The organism is Marilutibacter maris (genome assembly GCF_003233695.1).
Lineage (GTDB): Bacteria > Pseudomonadota > Gammaproteobacteria > Xanthomonadales > Xanthomonadaceae > Marilutibacter > Marilutibacter maris.
Genome location: NZ_CP029843.1, coordinates 1,722,119 through 1,735,417 on the forward strand (window position 1 = coordinate 1,722,119; position 13,299 = coordinate 1,735,417).

Sequence of the window (13,299 nt, forward strand, 5' to 3'; positions counted from 1 at the left end):
ACCGGCTGCTGTCCCTGGCCGGGTTTGCCCGCTGATCGCTCGATTACTTCATCCCCGGGAACGGCTGCCTCGAGCGCACCGATAGCATCGGCGGCCGGCCGCTCCGGCTGCGCAGCTCGTTGGCGAAGTACACCTGCCCGCGGGCGGGGGGACGGTCAGTACTACTTCGTCCCCGGGCACCGGCTGGAGCACGACTTCAAGCATGGCGCTGCCTACCATCTGTTGGAATCCGGCGCGCACCAGGAGATCTACGGCCTGCCGGAGTGTCTGAGCGCATTGCAGTCCGTGCTGCTCAACGAGAGTTCGACGCTGTTCCGGCGCAACTACTGCCTCAATGGCAGCCACGCCGGGCAGCTATTGGTGAGTTCGATGCTAGTGCCGGGCCGCCTCGCCGTCACACTTGCGGCGTCGGCGCGGAGAGGGTTGGCAGGAGAGGGAGTGGAGGGGGATTGCTGCTGGCCGGATCAGGCCGCGATCTGGGCTGTCGGCGCCTGGCTCGCACCTGGAGTCGAATCTGGTGCCGCAGGATGATCCAGGGGTTAAGCGCGGATCGTCGTGGGTTCGCGTGACTGTTCGCGAAGATGATGTTCGCGTAGCGGAAGCCGTGGTCGGGTCTGGTTGGCTTCCATATATCCGATGGAACCGACATCTTGTGCCTACTTCGACGCTCGATCAGGTATGGATGTGCTTCTGGCGATGTGCGGTATGGGTCATCCAGGCCAACATGGAGAGGCCAGATGCCGCCGATACGACCGAGGCGATGAGTATGCCGAGCTTAGCCGAGTCCAAGTGCCCGGCATCCAGTGCGAGCTCCGCGATCAGAAGCGACATCGTGAAGCCTATGCCGGCCAGCAGCACTCCGGCGGTAAGCAATGGCCAGGACAGCCCCGAAGGCTTTGAGCCAATACCGAGTTTGGCCGCCAGATAGCTGAAGGACAGGATGCCGAGAGGCTTTCCGCATGAGAGGCCTACAGCTACAGCGGTCGCCAGCTGCCAATCGATCCCGCTCGGTGATAGGGAGAACCCTGCATTGGCCAACGCGAACATAGGGAGCACGAGAAAGGCGACCCACGGATGTAGCGAAAGCTCAATTCTTTCCAGTGGAGAGAGGGCTTCTCGCGTGGCAATACTTGCACGACGCAGGTCTCGACGGTCCGGAGTATCACCGCTCCAATGCGCGCCCGCCGGGTAGGCCGTGACCTTGGCCAGGATTGCTTGAAGGCGATCGTCGCTTACCCAGCTCCTGGTCGGTGTCATCAGCCCAAGAATCACGCCGCTCAGGGTGGGGTGTATTCCAGACTCATACACGGCGACCCAGACGAACCCGCCAAGCGCCACATACGCGGCGACAGGACGAACGCCCATGCGACCCAGAAGGGCCACTCCTGTCAGCCCGAGTGCGGCCCAGCCTAGCGGCTGCCAGTTGACGTCGCTTCCGTAGCCAATTGCGATGACCAGAATTGCACCAATGTCATCGAATATCGCGAGAGAGAGCAGGAACAGGCGCAGGCTATGAGGTATGCGCGAGCCCAGCAACGCCAAGCAGCCAACCACGAAGGCCGTGTCGGTAGCCATTACGATTCCCCAACCCTTAGGCGTTTCACCGCCGTCCAGAATGATGAACAGCAGGGCTGGCACAACCATTCCGCCTAGTGCGGCTGATGCGGCAAACGCTGTTGTGCGCAGATCGCGCAGCTCTCCAAGCACCGTCTCCCGTTTAAGCTCAAGAGCGACGACGAAGAAGAACAGCGTCATCGCTCCGTCATTTATCCAGTGTCTGACTGAGTCAGCGTAGCTGAACGAGCCAAGTCGGAGGACCGCTGGCGTTTCCCAAAGCGCTGTGTAGGTCGCCGCGAGATCCGAGTTGGAAAATCCTAGTGCGATGATCGCGCACAACAACAATGTCGCACCAGCAGCCGCCTCCACGCGAAGGAATCGCGCGAAGAGACGCGTGAGCCTATCTGCCGGCTCTCGAGGCAGCTGCTGTAGGTCATGGCTCATGCTTGCACTAACGTGCTTCTCTCAGGTGAAGGGTCAGCTCACATGGAAAGCGGCGGGGCGCTCCCCGCCGCATGAATAACCTGCTGCCTTGCTCCCTGAAGATACCATGTTGGAAGTGCCCTTTAGAGGCAAGGGTTGACAGCTATGGGTGCCATGTCAGGACCGGGGAGCGATTCCTCCGGGCTGCCAACCCTCCTTCGGTTGACGATATGAAAAGAGGCGGTCGTCATCGCGTGTAGGCGGTACCGCAAATGTTTCGTCCGTTGGTTTGAACGTTGTGAACTTCTCCGTCGCGTTGGTGGGTGTTGCTGCGGTTTCCCCTCCAGCCGAACTCGCGGGGGTGTCGAAGCCGAGAGTGCTGGTCGACGTCGCCGAAAGGCTATGTTCAGCGCGGTATTTGCGTTGCTTGTTCATGAGTGGTTCCTGCGTTGCGGACCCGTTCTTGGTCCCCGTGGGCGGCCGAAACCGCAGCCTTGACGGAATGCCAGGCTCTAGCTCTTTGCGGAGTGTGGGGTGAACAGGTGACGCGGCAGAGCAACCGGTACGGTATTGCACCGTAGCCAGGACATCATGCGCGTTGCGCTGTTACTCAAACGTGATGTCCGCCCGTCCGATAGTTGTTCGCTCCGTTGCTGCGGGTGTTAGCGTGATCAGGCGCGGGATTCCGATTTCGGCTAGCTCCCGTGTCCGTGACCTGCCCCCACTGAGCCATACCAGTCGAATCTGGGTAAAGTCCGTCAACCCGAGAGGACGGACATGCGCAAGAGTCGATTCACCACCGAGCAGATCATTGGGTTCCTGAAGCAGGTCGAGGCCGGCATGGCGGTCGCCGAGCTGGCCCGCCAGCACGGCTTCAGCCCGGCCAGCTTCTACCAGTGGCGGGCCAAGTACGGCGGGATGGAAGCCGAAGACGCCAAGCGACTGAAGGAGCTGGAGGCTGAGAACAACCGGCTGAAGCGGTTGCTGGCCGAGGCCCACCTGGACATCGAGGCGCTGAAGGTCGGCTTCGGGGTAAAACGCTAGCCCCGCAACGCAAGCGCGAGGTGGTCCGGCGCATGCTTGAACACACGAAATTGAGCGAGCGCCGGGCCTGCCGCCTTGCGGGGCTATCCCGCGATGCCTTCCGCAACGAGCCGGTCCCAACACCTGCTACACAGACGCTGTCGGCCCGGATCATCGAACTGGCTCAGCTGCGCCGGCGCTTCGGCTATCGCCGCCTGCACGACTTGCTGCGCCCGGAGTTCCCGAACGTGAACCACAAGAAGGTCTATCGCCTGTACCGCGAGGCGAACTTGGCCGTGTGTCGTCGCCGGAAGGCCAAGCGGCCGGTTGTAGAACGCCAGCCCTTGTTGCAGGCGAACCAGCCTAACGCGGTCTGGAGCATGGATTTCGTGAGCGACGCCCTGGCCAATGGCCGCCGGTTGAAGTGCCTGACCGTCGCCGACGACTTCAGCCACGAGTGCGTCGACATCGTGGTCGACCATGGCATCAGCGGCGCCTACGTCGTGCGCATGTTGGATCAGGCGGCCTGCTTCCGCGGCCATCCCCGTGCCGTGCGCACTGACAACGGCCCGGAGTTCACCAGCCGCGCCTTCATCGCCTGGACGCAGCAGCACGGCATCGAACACCTGCTGATCGAACCCGGCCGGCCGATGCAGAACGGCTACATCGAGAGCTTCAACGGAAAGTTCCGCGACGAATGCCTGAACGAGCATTGGTTCACGTCACTCGCCCAAGCCCGTGACGTCATCGCCGACTGGAGACGTGATTACAACGAGGTTCGACCGCACAGCAGCTGCGGCCGCATCCCGCCATCGCAGTTCGCTGCCAACCACCGAGCACAACAAGCCAACAACGCAGTAACCTTCAATCCCGGACTTTGTCAGGAATGACTGGTACGGCTATCGGGGGCAGGTCATCCGCAGTGTGCCGGTTTGCATAGCACCCGGAGTAACCATGAATCCCCTCAAGAAACATCGCGTTGTGCTGAACGCTTCAGAGTGTCTTCAGCTTGATGGCCCTTCTCGTAACTGTCTTGCCAATGAGTTGGCTTTAGCTGTGGAGCGCGCAGAGAATGAAGGGTGGTCGATTCCTGTTGATGTCGACACTTGCGCGTTGACTGTGGTTGTTCTTCAGGGAAGCGCCTCCAGGTGCGCGACTATCCAAGTGCCAGCATTTAGGCAGTAGTTCGCGCTTGCTAGCACTCCAAGAATTCAATGGATTTCGCCAACAACGGCATCCCGGCTTCGGCCTCACGCTGGAAGCCGATGGTCTGCTCTTTGGTAAAGCGCTCCTTTGACCTGCACCCACTGAGCCATACCAGTCGAATCTGAGTAAAGTCCGTCAACCCGAGAGGACGGACATGCGCAAGAGTCGATTCACCACCGAGCAGATCATTGGGTTCCTGAAGCAGGTCGAGGCCGGCATGGCGATCGAGCGCTGGCCCGGATCCAGCTCGCGCGCGTCAGGGCGATCTCGGGACGCTTCAGGTGGCGGCAGCGTGCCGCTCTGGTACGTCCCCAGCTTTCTACCTATATGCACAGTAGGTGATCTAAGGCCGTATCTTGATGTCGAGGCTGGCGGCGCAACGACGATTAATGGCAGCGACTTGTGATTTCTCCGTCTCGGTTTCAATGTGATGCTTCGCCATTCGTTTCAGTGTCTCAACACTGAAAGTGTTCGCCATCTCATTCCCGATGCATTCGCAAAGCTGTAGCAAATTTTGAGGCGCTATGCCGGGTGATGGCTCTTCTGCGCACGCTCTTGGAAAGTTTGTGCGAAATTGCTGCAAAATCTGATCGTCAGTTTGCTCGTCGTCAATTCGCCCGCAAGCTACCAGTGAAATCAGAATCGATACGGCAAGAGCTGCGCTACCTACGCTTTTCATTGTTCCTCCTTGTGGGCGTTGACATCCGAACTAGGCCAAGCGGTGAAGTCACCTCGACTCGACCGAATGGCTAGGCCGCTGCCCGGTGCGTGGCAATCCAGCCAAACGCAGAACCGGCAACTCCGCCCCATATAACGCCGAGCGAGAAGTGAATGCCGCTTGAGTAGGCAATGGCGGCCCCAATAGCCGAGCCGATCAAGACAATCCAAGCAACCCGACGCTTGCGCAGAAGGTTGGCAGCCTTCTTGGCCCGCTTCCTGCGTACTTCCTCCTGGACGCGAAGGTCTGGCTCCAAGATGGCTTGGGCGATTGCATCAGCGTGTGTCTTTTCCATGTTGAGAGAACTCCTAATAACGGTCGAACGCCTGAGTCAAGTGCGCGCCGCGAAGCGATGTCAGCTTGGGCAAACTGTTGGACGCGCGCAGGTCTCGGGTGCGATCCCGGGCTTTGTCGGCAATCACTGGTACGCCCGGTGGAGGCAGGACACTGGGTCTATCGGCGCTGGCCAGAACCTGAGATCGAACCTGGTGCCGCCGGGTGATCCGGGGGGCGTGGATTGCTGCGCGGACCTCGCTCGTCGACCAACTGCACGAGCAGGCTCTGCAACAGCGGTTCTGAGGGTAGCAGGTGGTCAGGCTGCGATCGAGCGCTGGCCCGGTTCCAGCTCGCGCGCGTCAGGGCGATCTCGGGGTGCTTCAGGTGGCGACTGTGTGCCGCTCAGCTGCTCCGCAATCTCAGGCGAGCCCTTGCTACGCAAGGGTTTCATCGTGTGGATATCCGTAGAGTTGCGGAGCGGAAATTGCCGTGGAGGCGTTGGGAATCCTACACTCGCACGCGCATTCAAAATCCGCCGGCCTAAAAACCTTGTGGGTTCGAGTCCCACCTCCGGTACCAGCGTTGCGCAAGACTCTGAGGGGGCTTGCTGCCTCCGCCACGCGGGTCTCGACGTTCAAGCCGCACCGGCTGCTGTCCCAAGCCGGGTTTGCCCGCTGATCGCTCGACTACTTCATTTTCGGAAACGGCTGCCTCGAGCGCACCGACAGCATCGGTGGCCGGCGGCTGCGTCTGCGCGTCCCAGAGCGAGGACGACATCGATGGCATCCGGCAGGTAGTGCGGGACTCGAAGGGGTGGGGCAACTTCCGCAGCCTGTTCCTGTACAGCCCAAGTGGCAAGAAGGACGGCGTGCAGGTCAGGGCTTCTTCATGCGGTTCCTTGTCATTGGAGTCTGGTGTGGCCTAATGCCTGAATTAAGCCGAGCTGTGAAGCGGCTAGTCCTCTGGCTGCGTGGCCAGGGAAATTTGATTAGGGTCGTCATGCCGAACTATCCGTAAGTGCAAGGCATAGAACGCCGACGGTGCGACGGCACCGCCACGGAGCAGCTGTTTCTCGCGGGCTACGTATACACGAAGCCCGGCTTGATCCAGCTCCGACATGTTCTCCGCAAGTGACCTCTGAGCGCTGATTCTCTCGTGCGGCTCATGCAACCCTAGATCTACCCAATCCGTTAGGTTATGGAGAAAGGCACCGACACAGTCGAGATCGGTCTCTGTCAGGTCGTCTGGATAGTCGTCGTAGCGCTCATGACAGTCCGAGGCCAGATCCAGCAAGCTTTTGGCTGAGGTGACTAAGACAAGGTGCGTGGGAATCTCGGCGGCTGTCCGAACAACCCTGACGGGCTCCGGTTGCACTGACTGGCCGAGCCTGTCCTTGACCCATTTCTCGTGATTTGCTTTAAGTTGGCGCAGTGTGTCTGCAGTAAACGTCTCTGGCTGATCATCTACCAGCTTGTGATGAACGCGGCATAGAAGAAGTAGGTTGGCAAGACTATCAATCAGTTCTGGGGCGAGGGTGGGGTCATGACGCGGCCCACTCGGAGCTCCAGAAACTATATGGCATTCATCTCCAACAACGGACTCGGCATCGAGAGCGGATGCATCAACGACCAGATGCGCTTTGCAAAATGCGCACAAGTTGCCGGAGCGGCCCCAGAGCACTTTTCTTGTCTTGTCAGTGATGCTCATGCGGAGGGCTAACACCTGAATTAAGCCGCGCTGCGAAGCAGCGTCGGCTTGAAGGAATTGTTAGGCGGCAATGTCTGGGCCAATCTCCGACTCATACACCTCAGCCTCCCACCTGAACTCCCCGCCTTGGCCCATACAGTACACGAGCCCCCCAGGTTTCCCGTCCGGGAACGTGAAACCTTGGTCTAGAACAACCAGATCACCAATCTGTGGAGTGCTTCCGTCTATTGAGCGAAAGCGCGTCGGCGGAATCTGTGCAATCAGATGAGCTCTCTTCATTAGAACTTACCGGTACGAAGTCTGTTGCGAGGGGGCGGGAGCAGCAGCAAATAGATCGAACACATGGTCTGCTTGGAGAGTCGCTTCCACTGCCGCCTAACGCCTGAGTTAAGCCGACCCGCCCGGGGCCGGTTCCGAAGCCGATGTTAGCGCAGAGTGGCCCGGAAAGCCGAAGCCGCGAAGCGGGTTCGGCTTGAACGAATTGTTAGGCGGCGCTCCCTTGACCTTTTCTTGAATGGGCAAGGCTCGCTTTGGGGACAAATGAGCGGGCGATGCTGTTGCTAATGTCAAGAATCCATACTCTAGAGAAGGGCGACTTGTTGGTTGCTTGTTGGATCTGTGCATTCAGGTCTGACTGATTGTATCGCCACAAGTCGTCAAGAGGCGTTGATCCTTCATGGATAAGGAGCTCAATATCTTCCATTGAGTAGTTTTTTCCCGACTTTCGGTTGATGCATGCGATAACATCCGAAATTTCAATTTTGAAGTTCGAGCCATGGGATTCCCCCGATCCAAACTTCCTTTCAATTGTTCTATCAGTTAAGGCCATCAACTCAAAGCCAACCTCAAGCCCGGAGATTTTGCAGGTGATGTCGGGTTTGGGTGGCTCTTCTTGGGCAATCGACGAGGCGGGGACTCCCGTGATTTCCATGAATTTGCAAAAAACATGTTCTTCGTTTTTCTTGTTTGCGTGATTATTCATTGTGAAGTTCCTCCGAGTCGCCTAACACCAAGTAGACCCCAGAAATGAAGTGATATCAGAATCGTGCAGGTCTGCGTAAGACTGGTCAAGTTTGGTATTCAGCGGTATCGGCACCACCAGGGTACAAGCGCTGTAGATGTGGAGCGCGCGCAGTCGTCCCCCACCTCGCCTGCTCACCATTTGTGTCCCTTTCGACTCGGATGCCAGGCGCCCAATCAGGGGCGCCACGCTGGGCGCGGGCGGGGTATCTGAAGGGTGGCCGCGGCGACGCATACCGACGCGCGCAGGGCGGTTATGAGGCCCTGTCGGGCGGCTGGCTGCGGCTCTCGCCAATAGTCTCAATCGTGGGATGGTTACGCTTAGAGGTGTGGGATTGTTCTGGTGGTAAGCCCCTCCGGCTTCCCCAGCTGGATTGACCATCTCAAGAGCGCAACCAAGCTGGCCAGCCTTCCCGGGCCCGGCATCATCGTGTCGGAGGTGGGATAGCGTCACGTGCCCATGCCAGTCGCGGGAGGCCCGCGGACCTTGCCGCGCCCGGGCCTGTGCGGCATCGCGCCATCTGCCACAATGCCGCCTCGACGGGGGCGGGATGTCGCGTGGATCGGGCCGGGGGAGCCAGGATCGATGGCGCGCCACCTGTCGGTCCATTGCGGCCGGCAGCGATCTGCGGCCCGGTTTCGAATCCGGAGCAGATCACCAATCAGGAGTGGAGATGCATGAGCGTTCCCAGTCTCTATGAGTGGGCCGGCGGCATGACGGCGTTGACCGCGCTGACGACCCGCTTCTATCAGCGCGTCCCGTCCGAACCGTTGCTGGCGCCGATATTCGAGCACATGGGGAGCGACCATCCCGAACACGTGGCCGTATTCATTGCCGAGGTGCTTGGTGGTCCCCGCGAGTACTCGAGCCGCCACGGTGGACATGCCGAGATGGTGCGCCATCATCTCAACCGGCATCTCAGCAACGAGCAGCGCAAAGCCTGGGTCGCGCTGTTCCTTGACACCGCCGACGAGCTCGGGCTTCCTGACGATCCGGAATTCCGATCCGCGCTGGTCGGCTATCTGGAATGGGGCAGCCGGTTGGCGGTGATCAATTCGCAGCCGGGTACCGAGGTGGACGAGGATGCGCCGATGCCGGCCTGGGGCTGGGGCGAGGTCAAGGGGCCGTACGATCCAGGCGCGAACTGATCGCGGCAGGCCTCATTCCCGGTGTCCTTTGTCGGGCGTGAGGCATCCATGCATTCCGCCCGACCCCGGGGCATGATCCGGGTGTCGCGAGCGGGTTCTTTGGATGGTGTTTGTAGCAACAGGGAGGTAGGTATCGATGTTCGTGCTGTCTGCAATCGTGGTGTCCGTGGTGGCACTGCTGCACGTGTACTTCATGATTCTGGAGATGTTTCTCTGGGATAAGCCCATAGGGCTGAAGGTGTTTGGCCAGAGCAGGGAAAAGGCCGAAGCCACCAAGGTGCTGGCCGCGAATCAGGGCCTGTACAACGGCTTCATCGCCGCGGGCCTGCTGTGGGGCCTGTTGCAGGGAGCCGAGGGCACGGCGTTCAAGGTGTTCTTCCTGTCGTGCGTGGTGGTCGCGGGCATCTTTGGCGGGCTGACCGCCAGCCGGAAGATCCTGATGGTGCAGGCGCTTCCGGGGCTGATCGGCCTGCTGCTGGTGATATTCGCCGGTTGATCCCGGTGCAGGCGCACAAGCCGTCGCGCCGTCGCGACCGGGGGCGCGCGGGACATCGGGGCTCGCCGTGATGTCGCATCGACAGTTCTCCGAGCATGGTTTCGCCGTGGTCGAGGACGTGCTCGATGGCGCCGAATGCGATCGTCTGTCGACACGCCTGCAGTCCCTCGGCAGGCCGGGTACACGTGATCTGCTGCAGCGCGACTGGTGCGGCGCGCTGGCGTCGCGGATTCGATCCAGCCCCGCGCTGGCCGGGCTGGTTCCGGCCACGCATGTCGCCGTCCAGTGCAGTTGCTTCGAGAAGTCCACCGCCACCAACTGGCTGGTCGCGACCCATCAGGACCTGGCCGTGCCGGTGAGGGCGCGCGTGCCGCATCCGTCGCTTTCGGGCTGGTCGCGGAAGCAGGGCGCGCTCTACGTCCAGCCGCCGCTGGGGGTGCTGCGGGACCTGGTCGCAATCCGGCTTCACGTCGATGCCTGCGCTGAGACGGACGGGCCGCTTCGCGTGGTGCCGGGGTCGCACACCCATGGACGGATCGCGGCCGGGGAGATCGCAGCTCTGCGTGCGGCGCGGCCGGAGGTCGTATGCGCGGCACCGCGGGGCTCGGTCCTGGCGATGCGTCCGTTGTTGCTGCACGCTTCGTCCAGGGCCACGGGCACCAGCATGCGGAGAGTGCTGCATTTCCTGTTTGGTCCGCCTTCGCTTCCCCATGGACTGCAGTGGCGGCAGGCGGTGTGAGGGCGGAGCTGTCGGTGCGGTGGGCGCGGCTTGTTCGGCAAGCCAGGGACGTATCCTGGCCGTGACCGATGCCGCTGCGATCAGAGCCTCGCCGTGGCAGAACTTCTCTTCCGCCGATTGCGGTAAAGCCCGACAATCGGCGGCAAGCCGTCATTGAAACGAGTCTGAAGGGAGAAGGGATGCGCTGTTCGTCGTGTCGAGAGGGGGAGCTGAAGGCAAGCCGGTTCGAACATGGCCTGCCGTGCTATCAGTGTTCGAACTGCGGCGGCACGCTGTTGTCGCTGTCTCCGTATGTGGACTGGATGGCGGCCCAGGACCGGACCGCGTCGGAGTCGCAGCCGGAGCCCTTCGAGCATGACGGCTCGGATACCCGGCATGCGATGTGCTGCCCCAAGTGCGGCCGGTTGATGGTCAAGTACAAGGTCCAGGCCGACGGCCGGCACGGGTTGGATTACTGCTTCGGTTGCGAGGAGGTCTGGCTCGACCGTGGCGAGTGGACATACCTGAAGTCCGAGGGCCTGCACCTGCGCGTCACCGAGGTCACCACGGAAGCCTGGCAACGCAGGCTGCGTGAGCAGGCCTCGGCCCGGCAGCGCGAGGAGCGGTTCCGCACCGCGATAGGTGCGGACACCTTCGAGGAAGTGCAGCGGCTGCATGCCTGGCTGCAGCAGCAGCCGGCGCGCGGCGAGATCCTGCGCTATCTGGCCCAGGAAAATACCGATTGACGAAGTCGCCCGGCCGCGCGCCGGGCCTGCGATCAGAACCCGCCGTAGCGGGCCATTGCCGCGGCCAGGACGAAGATCAGTGCGATCGCGACCAGCTCCAGGCGCACGATCAGGCGTGCGCGGGCGACATCGGCCACTGCCGGCACGAAGGCGGGGTCGCTACGCAGGGCGCGGCGCCAGCGCATGAAGTTCAGCGTCGGCAGCGCCGAGAGCAGGCCGGTCAGCACGTAGAGGCCGATCTTGGCGTGGAACCAGGGGTTGTGCAGATAGAAGTCGTAGCCCTTGACCCCGTAGATCAGGCGCAGCACGCCGACACCCAGCAGCAGCACCGCGCAGGCGCCGTAGCCGCCGTCCAGGCGCGCGAGCCGGCCGGCGGTGCGGCTGTCGATGGCGCCATCGTCGGCATGGCCGCGCAGCAGCACGGATTCGGTGACCAGCATGGCGATCAGCCCGAACACCAGCAGGTGGTGGATGGCGGCGAGCAGCAGGTCGACGAGCATGGTGGCGTCCGTGGCGAAGGCCGGCTCACGCTAGCGGCGCGATGCGACCGGCGCAAGTCCGATTGCGCTGGAACCGATGGGGCCATCGCTGCGACCCGGTAGCGGGCATGGGTTTGTGAAGCCAGCCGTCACGCGGTCTTCTCCTGCCGTGAAGCCCGATCGTGCTTGAGTGAACATGGGGCGGGGGCCGTGCCGGTCGTCCGTCGGCCGCTCGATCTCGGTCGGGTTTGTCGGCCGTACCGGGCATCGCCGCCTGCCGTGTCGTCCCCGACCGGGAGGCCGATATGAAACAGCACCATGTATTCAGCACGCGGGACATGCGCCACGCCAACGAGGTCGTCGCGCTGACCCGCGAAAGCGGGGTGCCGGACCGCGACATCTCGCTGGTCGCACGCGCGGACATCGAGCTGGGCGAGGTGCCCAACGAACGCAAGGAGGCCGACACCGACTTCATGCCCGCCGCGCTGCGCGGGGCCGGTTACGGTGCCCTGGCCGGGATCGTGATCGGTCTGATCGGGCTGATGCTCGTGCCGCTGGGTGGGCTCGGGATCGCGTTGATGGCGGCGGTAGGCGCGGTGGTCGGCGCCTGGGCCTCGGCGCTGATGGGCTCGGCCCTGCCGGATCCGATCCGGCGCAAGTTCCAGGACCAGATCGAGGCCGGCCGGGTGCTGGTGGTGGTCGATGCCGATGAAGACACCCAGAAGATGCTCGAGCAGCGCCTGGGCGAACGCGGGGCGATCCACCTGGACCATCATTCGGCGGCGGCGATGCGCTGAGCCGCCAGCGCCGCGCGGGCAGGCGGCGCCGGATGGCGGAGCGCCCTCAGTGGGTCTCGTCGGTCTCCAGCGGCTTGTCGAGACGGGCGAACCACTCGCCATCCTGCGGCACGAACATCGAGCAGGACTCCATCGGTGCCTTGTAGATGTGCAGGGACACCGCGACCGCGTCGGCGCTGGTGTTGCGGATGGTGTGATACTCGTGCGGCGGGATCAGGCTGCCGGCGCTGCCGGGGCCGGCCTGCATGCCGCCGGCGGCGCGGAAACGAAACCGCTCGCCGTCCTGTTCCAGCAGCTCGTACTGGGTGATCTCCAGCTCGCCGTCCCATACCCCTTCCACGCACCACAGGCCGCAGTGGTCATGCACAGGCGTGCCCTGGCCGGGGCCCCAGGTCATCGCGACCACGCTGTAACCGTGGACCGGGCTGCGGTAGATCTCGCGGCGGGCATAGTGGTCGTCGATCGGCTCGTAGACGCAGCCCGGCAAGGCGACGTCGCGGTCGCGGATCATCCGGCACAGCGTGCCGCGCAGCGCGGACGTGATCGCGTGTTCGTCGCCGGTGGCGACCGCCGCGTCCAGGGCCTGGAGCAGCTTGTCGTGGCCGGGAAAGGGCAGGTCGGGCAGGGTCTGGGCGCTCATGGCCGCCATTGTAGGACGGGGCGAGGAAGGCCGCACACCGCAATGCGGCAATCCCCGGGCTGCGCCCGGGCAGGAGTGGCGAAAACCGGGATCGGGCCTTCCCATGAAAGCTTCATCGCGGCTCACGCCGCTCCTACGGGATGAAGGCGCGTGGCCGCGTGGTCCAGCCCCCTGAGTCAGGGGGCGATTCGCATCGCAGATGCGAATGGGGGTGTGGAAGCGCAACGGCGGGGCCCAAGGTTTGCGCAGCAAACTTTGGGAGATATCCGGGCGCAGCCGGATATCGTTCCCCCCCTGAGTCAGGGGCGATTCGCATCGCAGATGCGAATGGGGGGTGTGGAAGC

At 62.5% G+C, this 13,299-nt stretch carries 14 protein-coding genes; 7 read left to right on the forward strand and 7 right to left on the reverse strand.

The features are described 5' to 3' along the window. Nucleotides 1-672 precede the first annotated feature (672 nt). Together nhaA and C9I47_RS17485 are read right to left on the reverse strand one after the other, a co-directional pair. The gene (gene nhaA / locus C9I47_RS07595) at nt 673-2,001 is read right to left on the reverse strand and encodes a Na+/H+ antiporter NhaA (RefSeq protein ID WP_111266198.1); all 1,329 of its coding nucleotides are present in this window, start codon (nt 1,999-2,001) and stop codon (nt 673-675) included. A 156-nt stretch (nt 2,002-2,157) separates the two neighbouring features. Then, nucleotides 2,158-2,415: a hypothetical protein gene (locus C9I47_RS17485; RefSeq protein WP_145985446.1), complete on the reverse strand. Its 258-nt coding sequence runs from the start codon at nt 2,413-2,415 to the stop codon at nt 2,158-2,160. Between the two features lie 342 nt (nt 2,416-2,757). Between C9I47_RS17485 and C9I47_RS07600 the strand changes: the two genes are divergently transcribed. Together C9I47_RS07600 and C9I47_RS17490 are read left to right on the forward strand one after the other, a co-directional pair. After that, a protein-coding gene (locus tag C9I47_RS07600; protein ID WP_111265113.1) for an IS3 family transposase occupies nt 2,758-3,893 on the forward strand; the annotation gives its coding sequence in 2 pieces (ribosomal slippage) (nt 2,758-3,013 and nt 3,013-3,893; 1,137 coding nt in all). A 470-nt stretch (nt 3,894-4,363) separates the two neighbouring features. Then, nucleotides 4,364-4,615 (forward strand): hypothetical protein, encoded by a 252-nt coding sequence (locus C9I47_RS17490; RefSeq protein ID WP_145985447.1) that lies wholly within the window; start codon nt 4,364-4,366, stop codon nt 4,613-4,615. 343 nt (nt 4,616-4,958) lie between these two features. Here C9I47_RS17490 and C9I47_RS07605 read toward each other — a convergent pair whose 3' ends face one another. From C9I47_RS07605 to C9I47_RS17495, 3 genes are all read right to left on the reverse strand, one after another. Continuing rightward, entirely contained in the window at nt 4,959-5,222 is a 264-nt protein-coding gene (locus tag C9I47_RS07605) for a hypothetical protein (RefSeq protein WP_111266199.1), read from the reverse strand. A 935-nt stretch (nt 5,223-6,157) separates the two neighbouring features. Continuing rightward, nucleotides 6,158-6,910, reverse strand: a complete 753-nt coding sequence (locus tag C9I47_RS07615) for an HNH endonuclease signature motif containing protein (RefSeq protein ID WP_111266201.1) — start codon at nt 6,908-6,910, stop codon at nt 6,158-6,160. 484 nt (nt 6,911-7,394) lie between these two features. Further along, nucleotides 7,395-7,892, reverse strand: a complete 498-nt coding sequence (locus C9I47_RS17495; protein ID WP_145985448.1) for a hypothetical protein — start codon at nt 7,890-7,892, stop codon at nt 7,395-7,397. A gap of 716 nt (nt 7,893-8,608) precedes the next feature. On the opposite strand from C9I47_RS17495, the gene C9I47_RS07620 reads away from it, so the two are divergent. From C9I47_RS07620 to C9I47_RS07635, 4 genes are all read left to right on the forward strand, one after another. Next, nucleotides 8,609-9,079, forward strand: a complete 471-nt coding sequence (locus C9I47_RS07620; protein WP_111266202.1) for a group II truncated hemoglobin — start codon at nt 8,609-8,611, stop codon at nt 9,077-9,079. A gap of 136 nt (nt 9,080-9,215) precedes the next feature. Beyond that, nucleotides 9,216-9,575: a DUF1304 domain-containing protein gene (locus C9I47_RS07625; protein ID WP_190238631.1), complete on the forward strand. Its 360-nt coding sequence runs from the start codon at nt 9,216-9,218 to the stop codon at nt 9,573-9,575. A 70-nt stretch (nt 9,576-9,645) separates the two neighbouring features. Beyond that, the gene (locus tag C9I47_RS07630; RefSeq protein ID WP_111266203.1) at nt 9,646-10,314 is read left to right on the forward strand and encodes a phytanoyl-CoA dioxygenase family protein; all 669 of its coding nucleotides are present in this window, start codon (nt 9,646-9,648) and stop codon (nt 10,312-10,314) included. A gap of 179 nt (nt 10,315-10,493) precedes the next feature. After that, nucleotides 10,494-11,039 (forward strand): TFIIB-type zinc ribbon-containing protein, encoded by a 546-nt coding sequence (locus tag C9I47_RS07635; RefSeq protein WP_190238632.1) that lies wholly within the window; start codon nt 10,494-10,496, stop codon nt 11,037-11,039. Between the two features lie 32 nt (nt 11,040-11,071). Here the strand turns inward: C9I47_RS07635 and C9I47_RS07640 are convergent, their stop codons facing one another. After that, on the reverse strand, nt 11,072-11,539 hold the full coding sequence (locus C9I47_RS07640) for a DUF2214 family protein (RefSeq protein ID WP_111266205.1): 468 nt from the start codon (nt 11,537-11,539) through the stop codon (nt 11,072-11,074). Nucleotides 11,540-11,823: 284 nt separating this feature from the next. On the opposite strand from C9I47_RS07640, the gene C9I47_RS07645 reads away from it, so the two are divergent. Next, nucleotides 11,824-12,315, forward strand: a complete 492-nt coding sequence (locus C9I47_RS07645; protein WP_111266206.1) for a DUF1269 domain-containing protein — start codon at nt 11,824-11,826, stop codon at nt 12,313-12,315. A gap of 46 nt (nt 12,316-12,361) precedes the next feature. Here the strand turns inward: C9I47_RS07645 and C9I47_RS07650 are convergent, their stop codons facing one another. Then, a complete protein-coding gene (locus C9I47_RS07650; protein ID WP_223250324.1) occupies nt 12,362-12,955 on the reverse strand; it encodes a cysteine dioxygenase family protein in 594 nt (197 codons plus the stop codon). Nucleotides 12,956-13,299: the final 344 nt, after the last annotated feature.

Bases quoted from the DNA above. Each gene is read 5' to 3' on its own strand.
- nhaA (WP_111266198.1), bottom strand. From the start codon at position 2,001: ATGAGCCATGACCTACAGCAGCTGCCTCGAGAGCCGGCAGATAGGCTC.
- C9I47_RS17485 (WP_145985446.1), bottom strand. From the start codon at position 2,415: ATGAACAAGCAACGCAAATACCGCGCTGAACATAGCCTTTCGGCGACG.
- C9I47_RS17490 (WP_145985447.1), top strand. From the start codon at position 4,364: ATGCGCAAGAGTCGATTCACCACCGAGCAGATCATTGGGTTCCTGAAG.
- C9I47_RS07605 (WP_111266199.1), bottom strand. From the start codon at position 5,222: ATGGAAAAGACACACGCTGATGCAATCGCCCAAGCCATCTTGGAGCCA.
- C9I47_RS07615 (WP_111266201.1), bottom strand. From the start codon at position 6,910: ATGAGCATCACTGACAAGACAAGAAAAGTGCTCTGGGGCCGCTCCGGC.
- C9I47_RS17495 (WP_145985448.1), bottom strand. From the start codon at position 7,892: ATGAATAATCACGCAAACAAGAAAAACGAAGAACATGTTTTTTGCAAA.
- C9I47_RS07620 (WP_111266202.1), top strand. From the start codon at position 8,609: ATGAGCGTTCCCAGTCTCTATGAGTGGGCCGGCGGCATGACGGCGTTG.
- C9I47_RS07625 (WP_190238631.1), top strand. From the start codon at position 9,216: ATGTTCGTGCTGTCTGCAATCGTGGTGTCCGTGGTGGCACTGCTGCAC.
- C9I47_RS07630 (WP_111266203.1), top strand. From the start codon at position 9,646: ATGTCGCATCGACAGTTCTCCGAGCATGGTTTCGCCGTGGTCGAGGAC.
- C9I47_RS07635 (WP_190238632.1), top strand. From the start codon at position 10,494: ATGCGCTGTTCGTCGTGTCGAGAGGGGGAGCTGAAGGCAAGCCGGTTC.
- C9I47_RS07640 (WP_111266205.1), bottom strand. From the start codon at position 11,539: ATGCTCGTCGACCTGCTGCTCGCCGCCATCCACCACCTGCTGGTGTTC.
- C9I47_RS07645 (WP_111266206.1), top strand. From the start codon at position 11,824: ATGAAACAGCACCATGTATTCAGCACGCGGGACATGCGCCACGCCAAC.
- C9I47_RS07650 (WP_223250324.1), bottom strand. From the start codon at position 12,955: ATGAGCGCCCAGACCCTGCCCGACCTGCCCTTTCCCGGCCACGACAAG.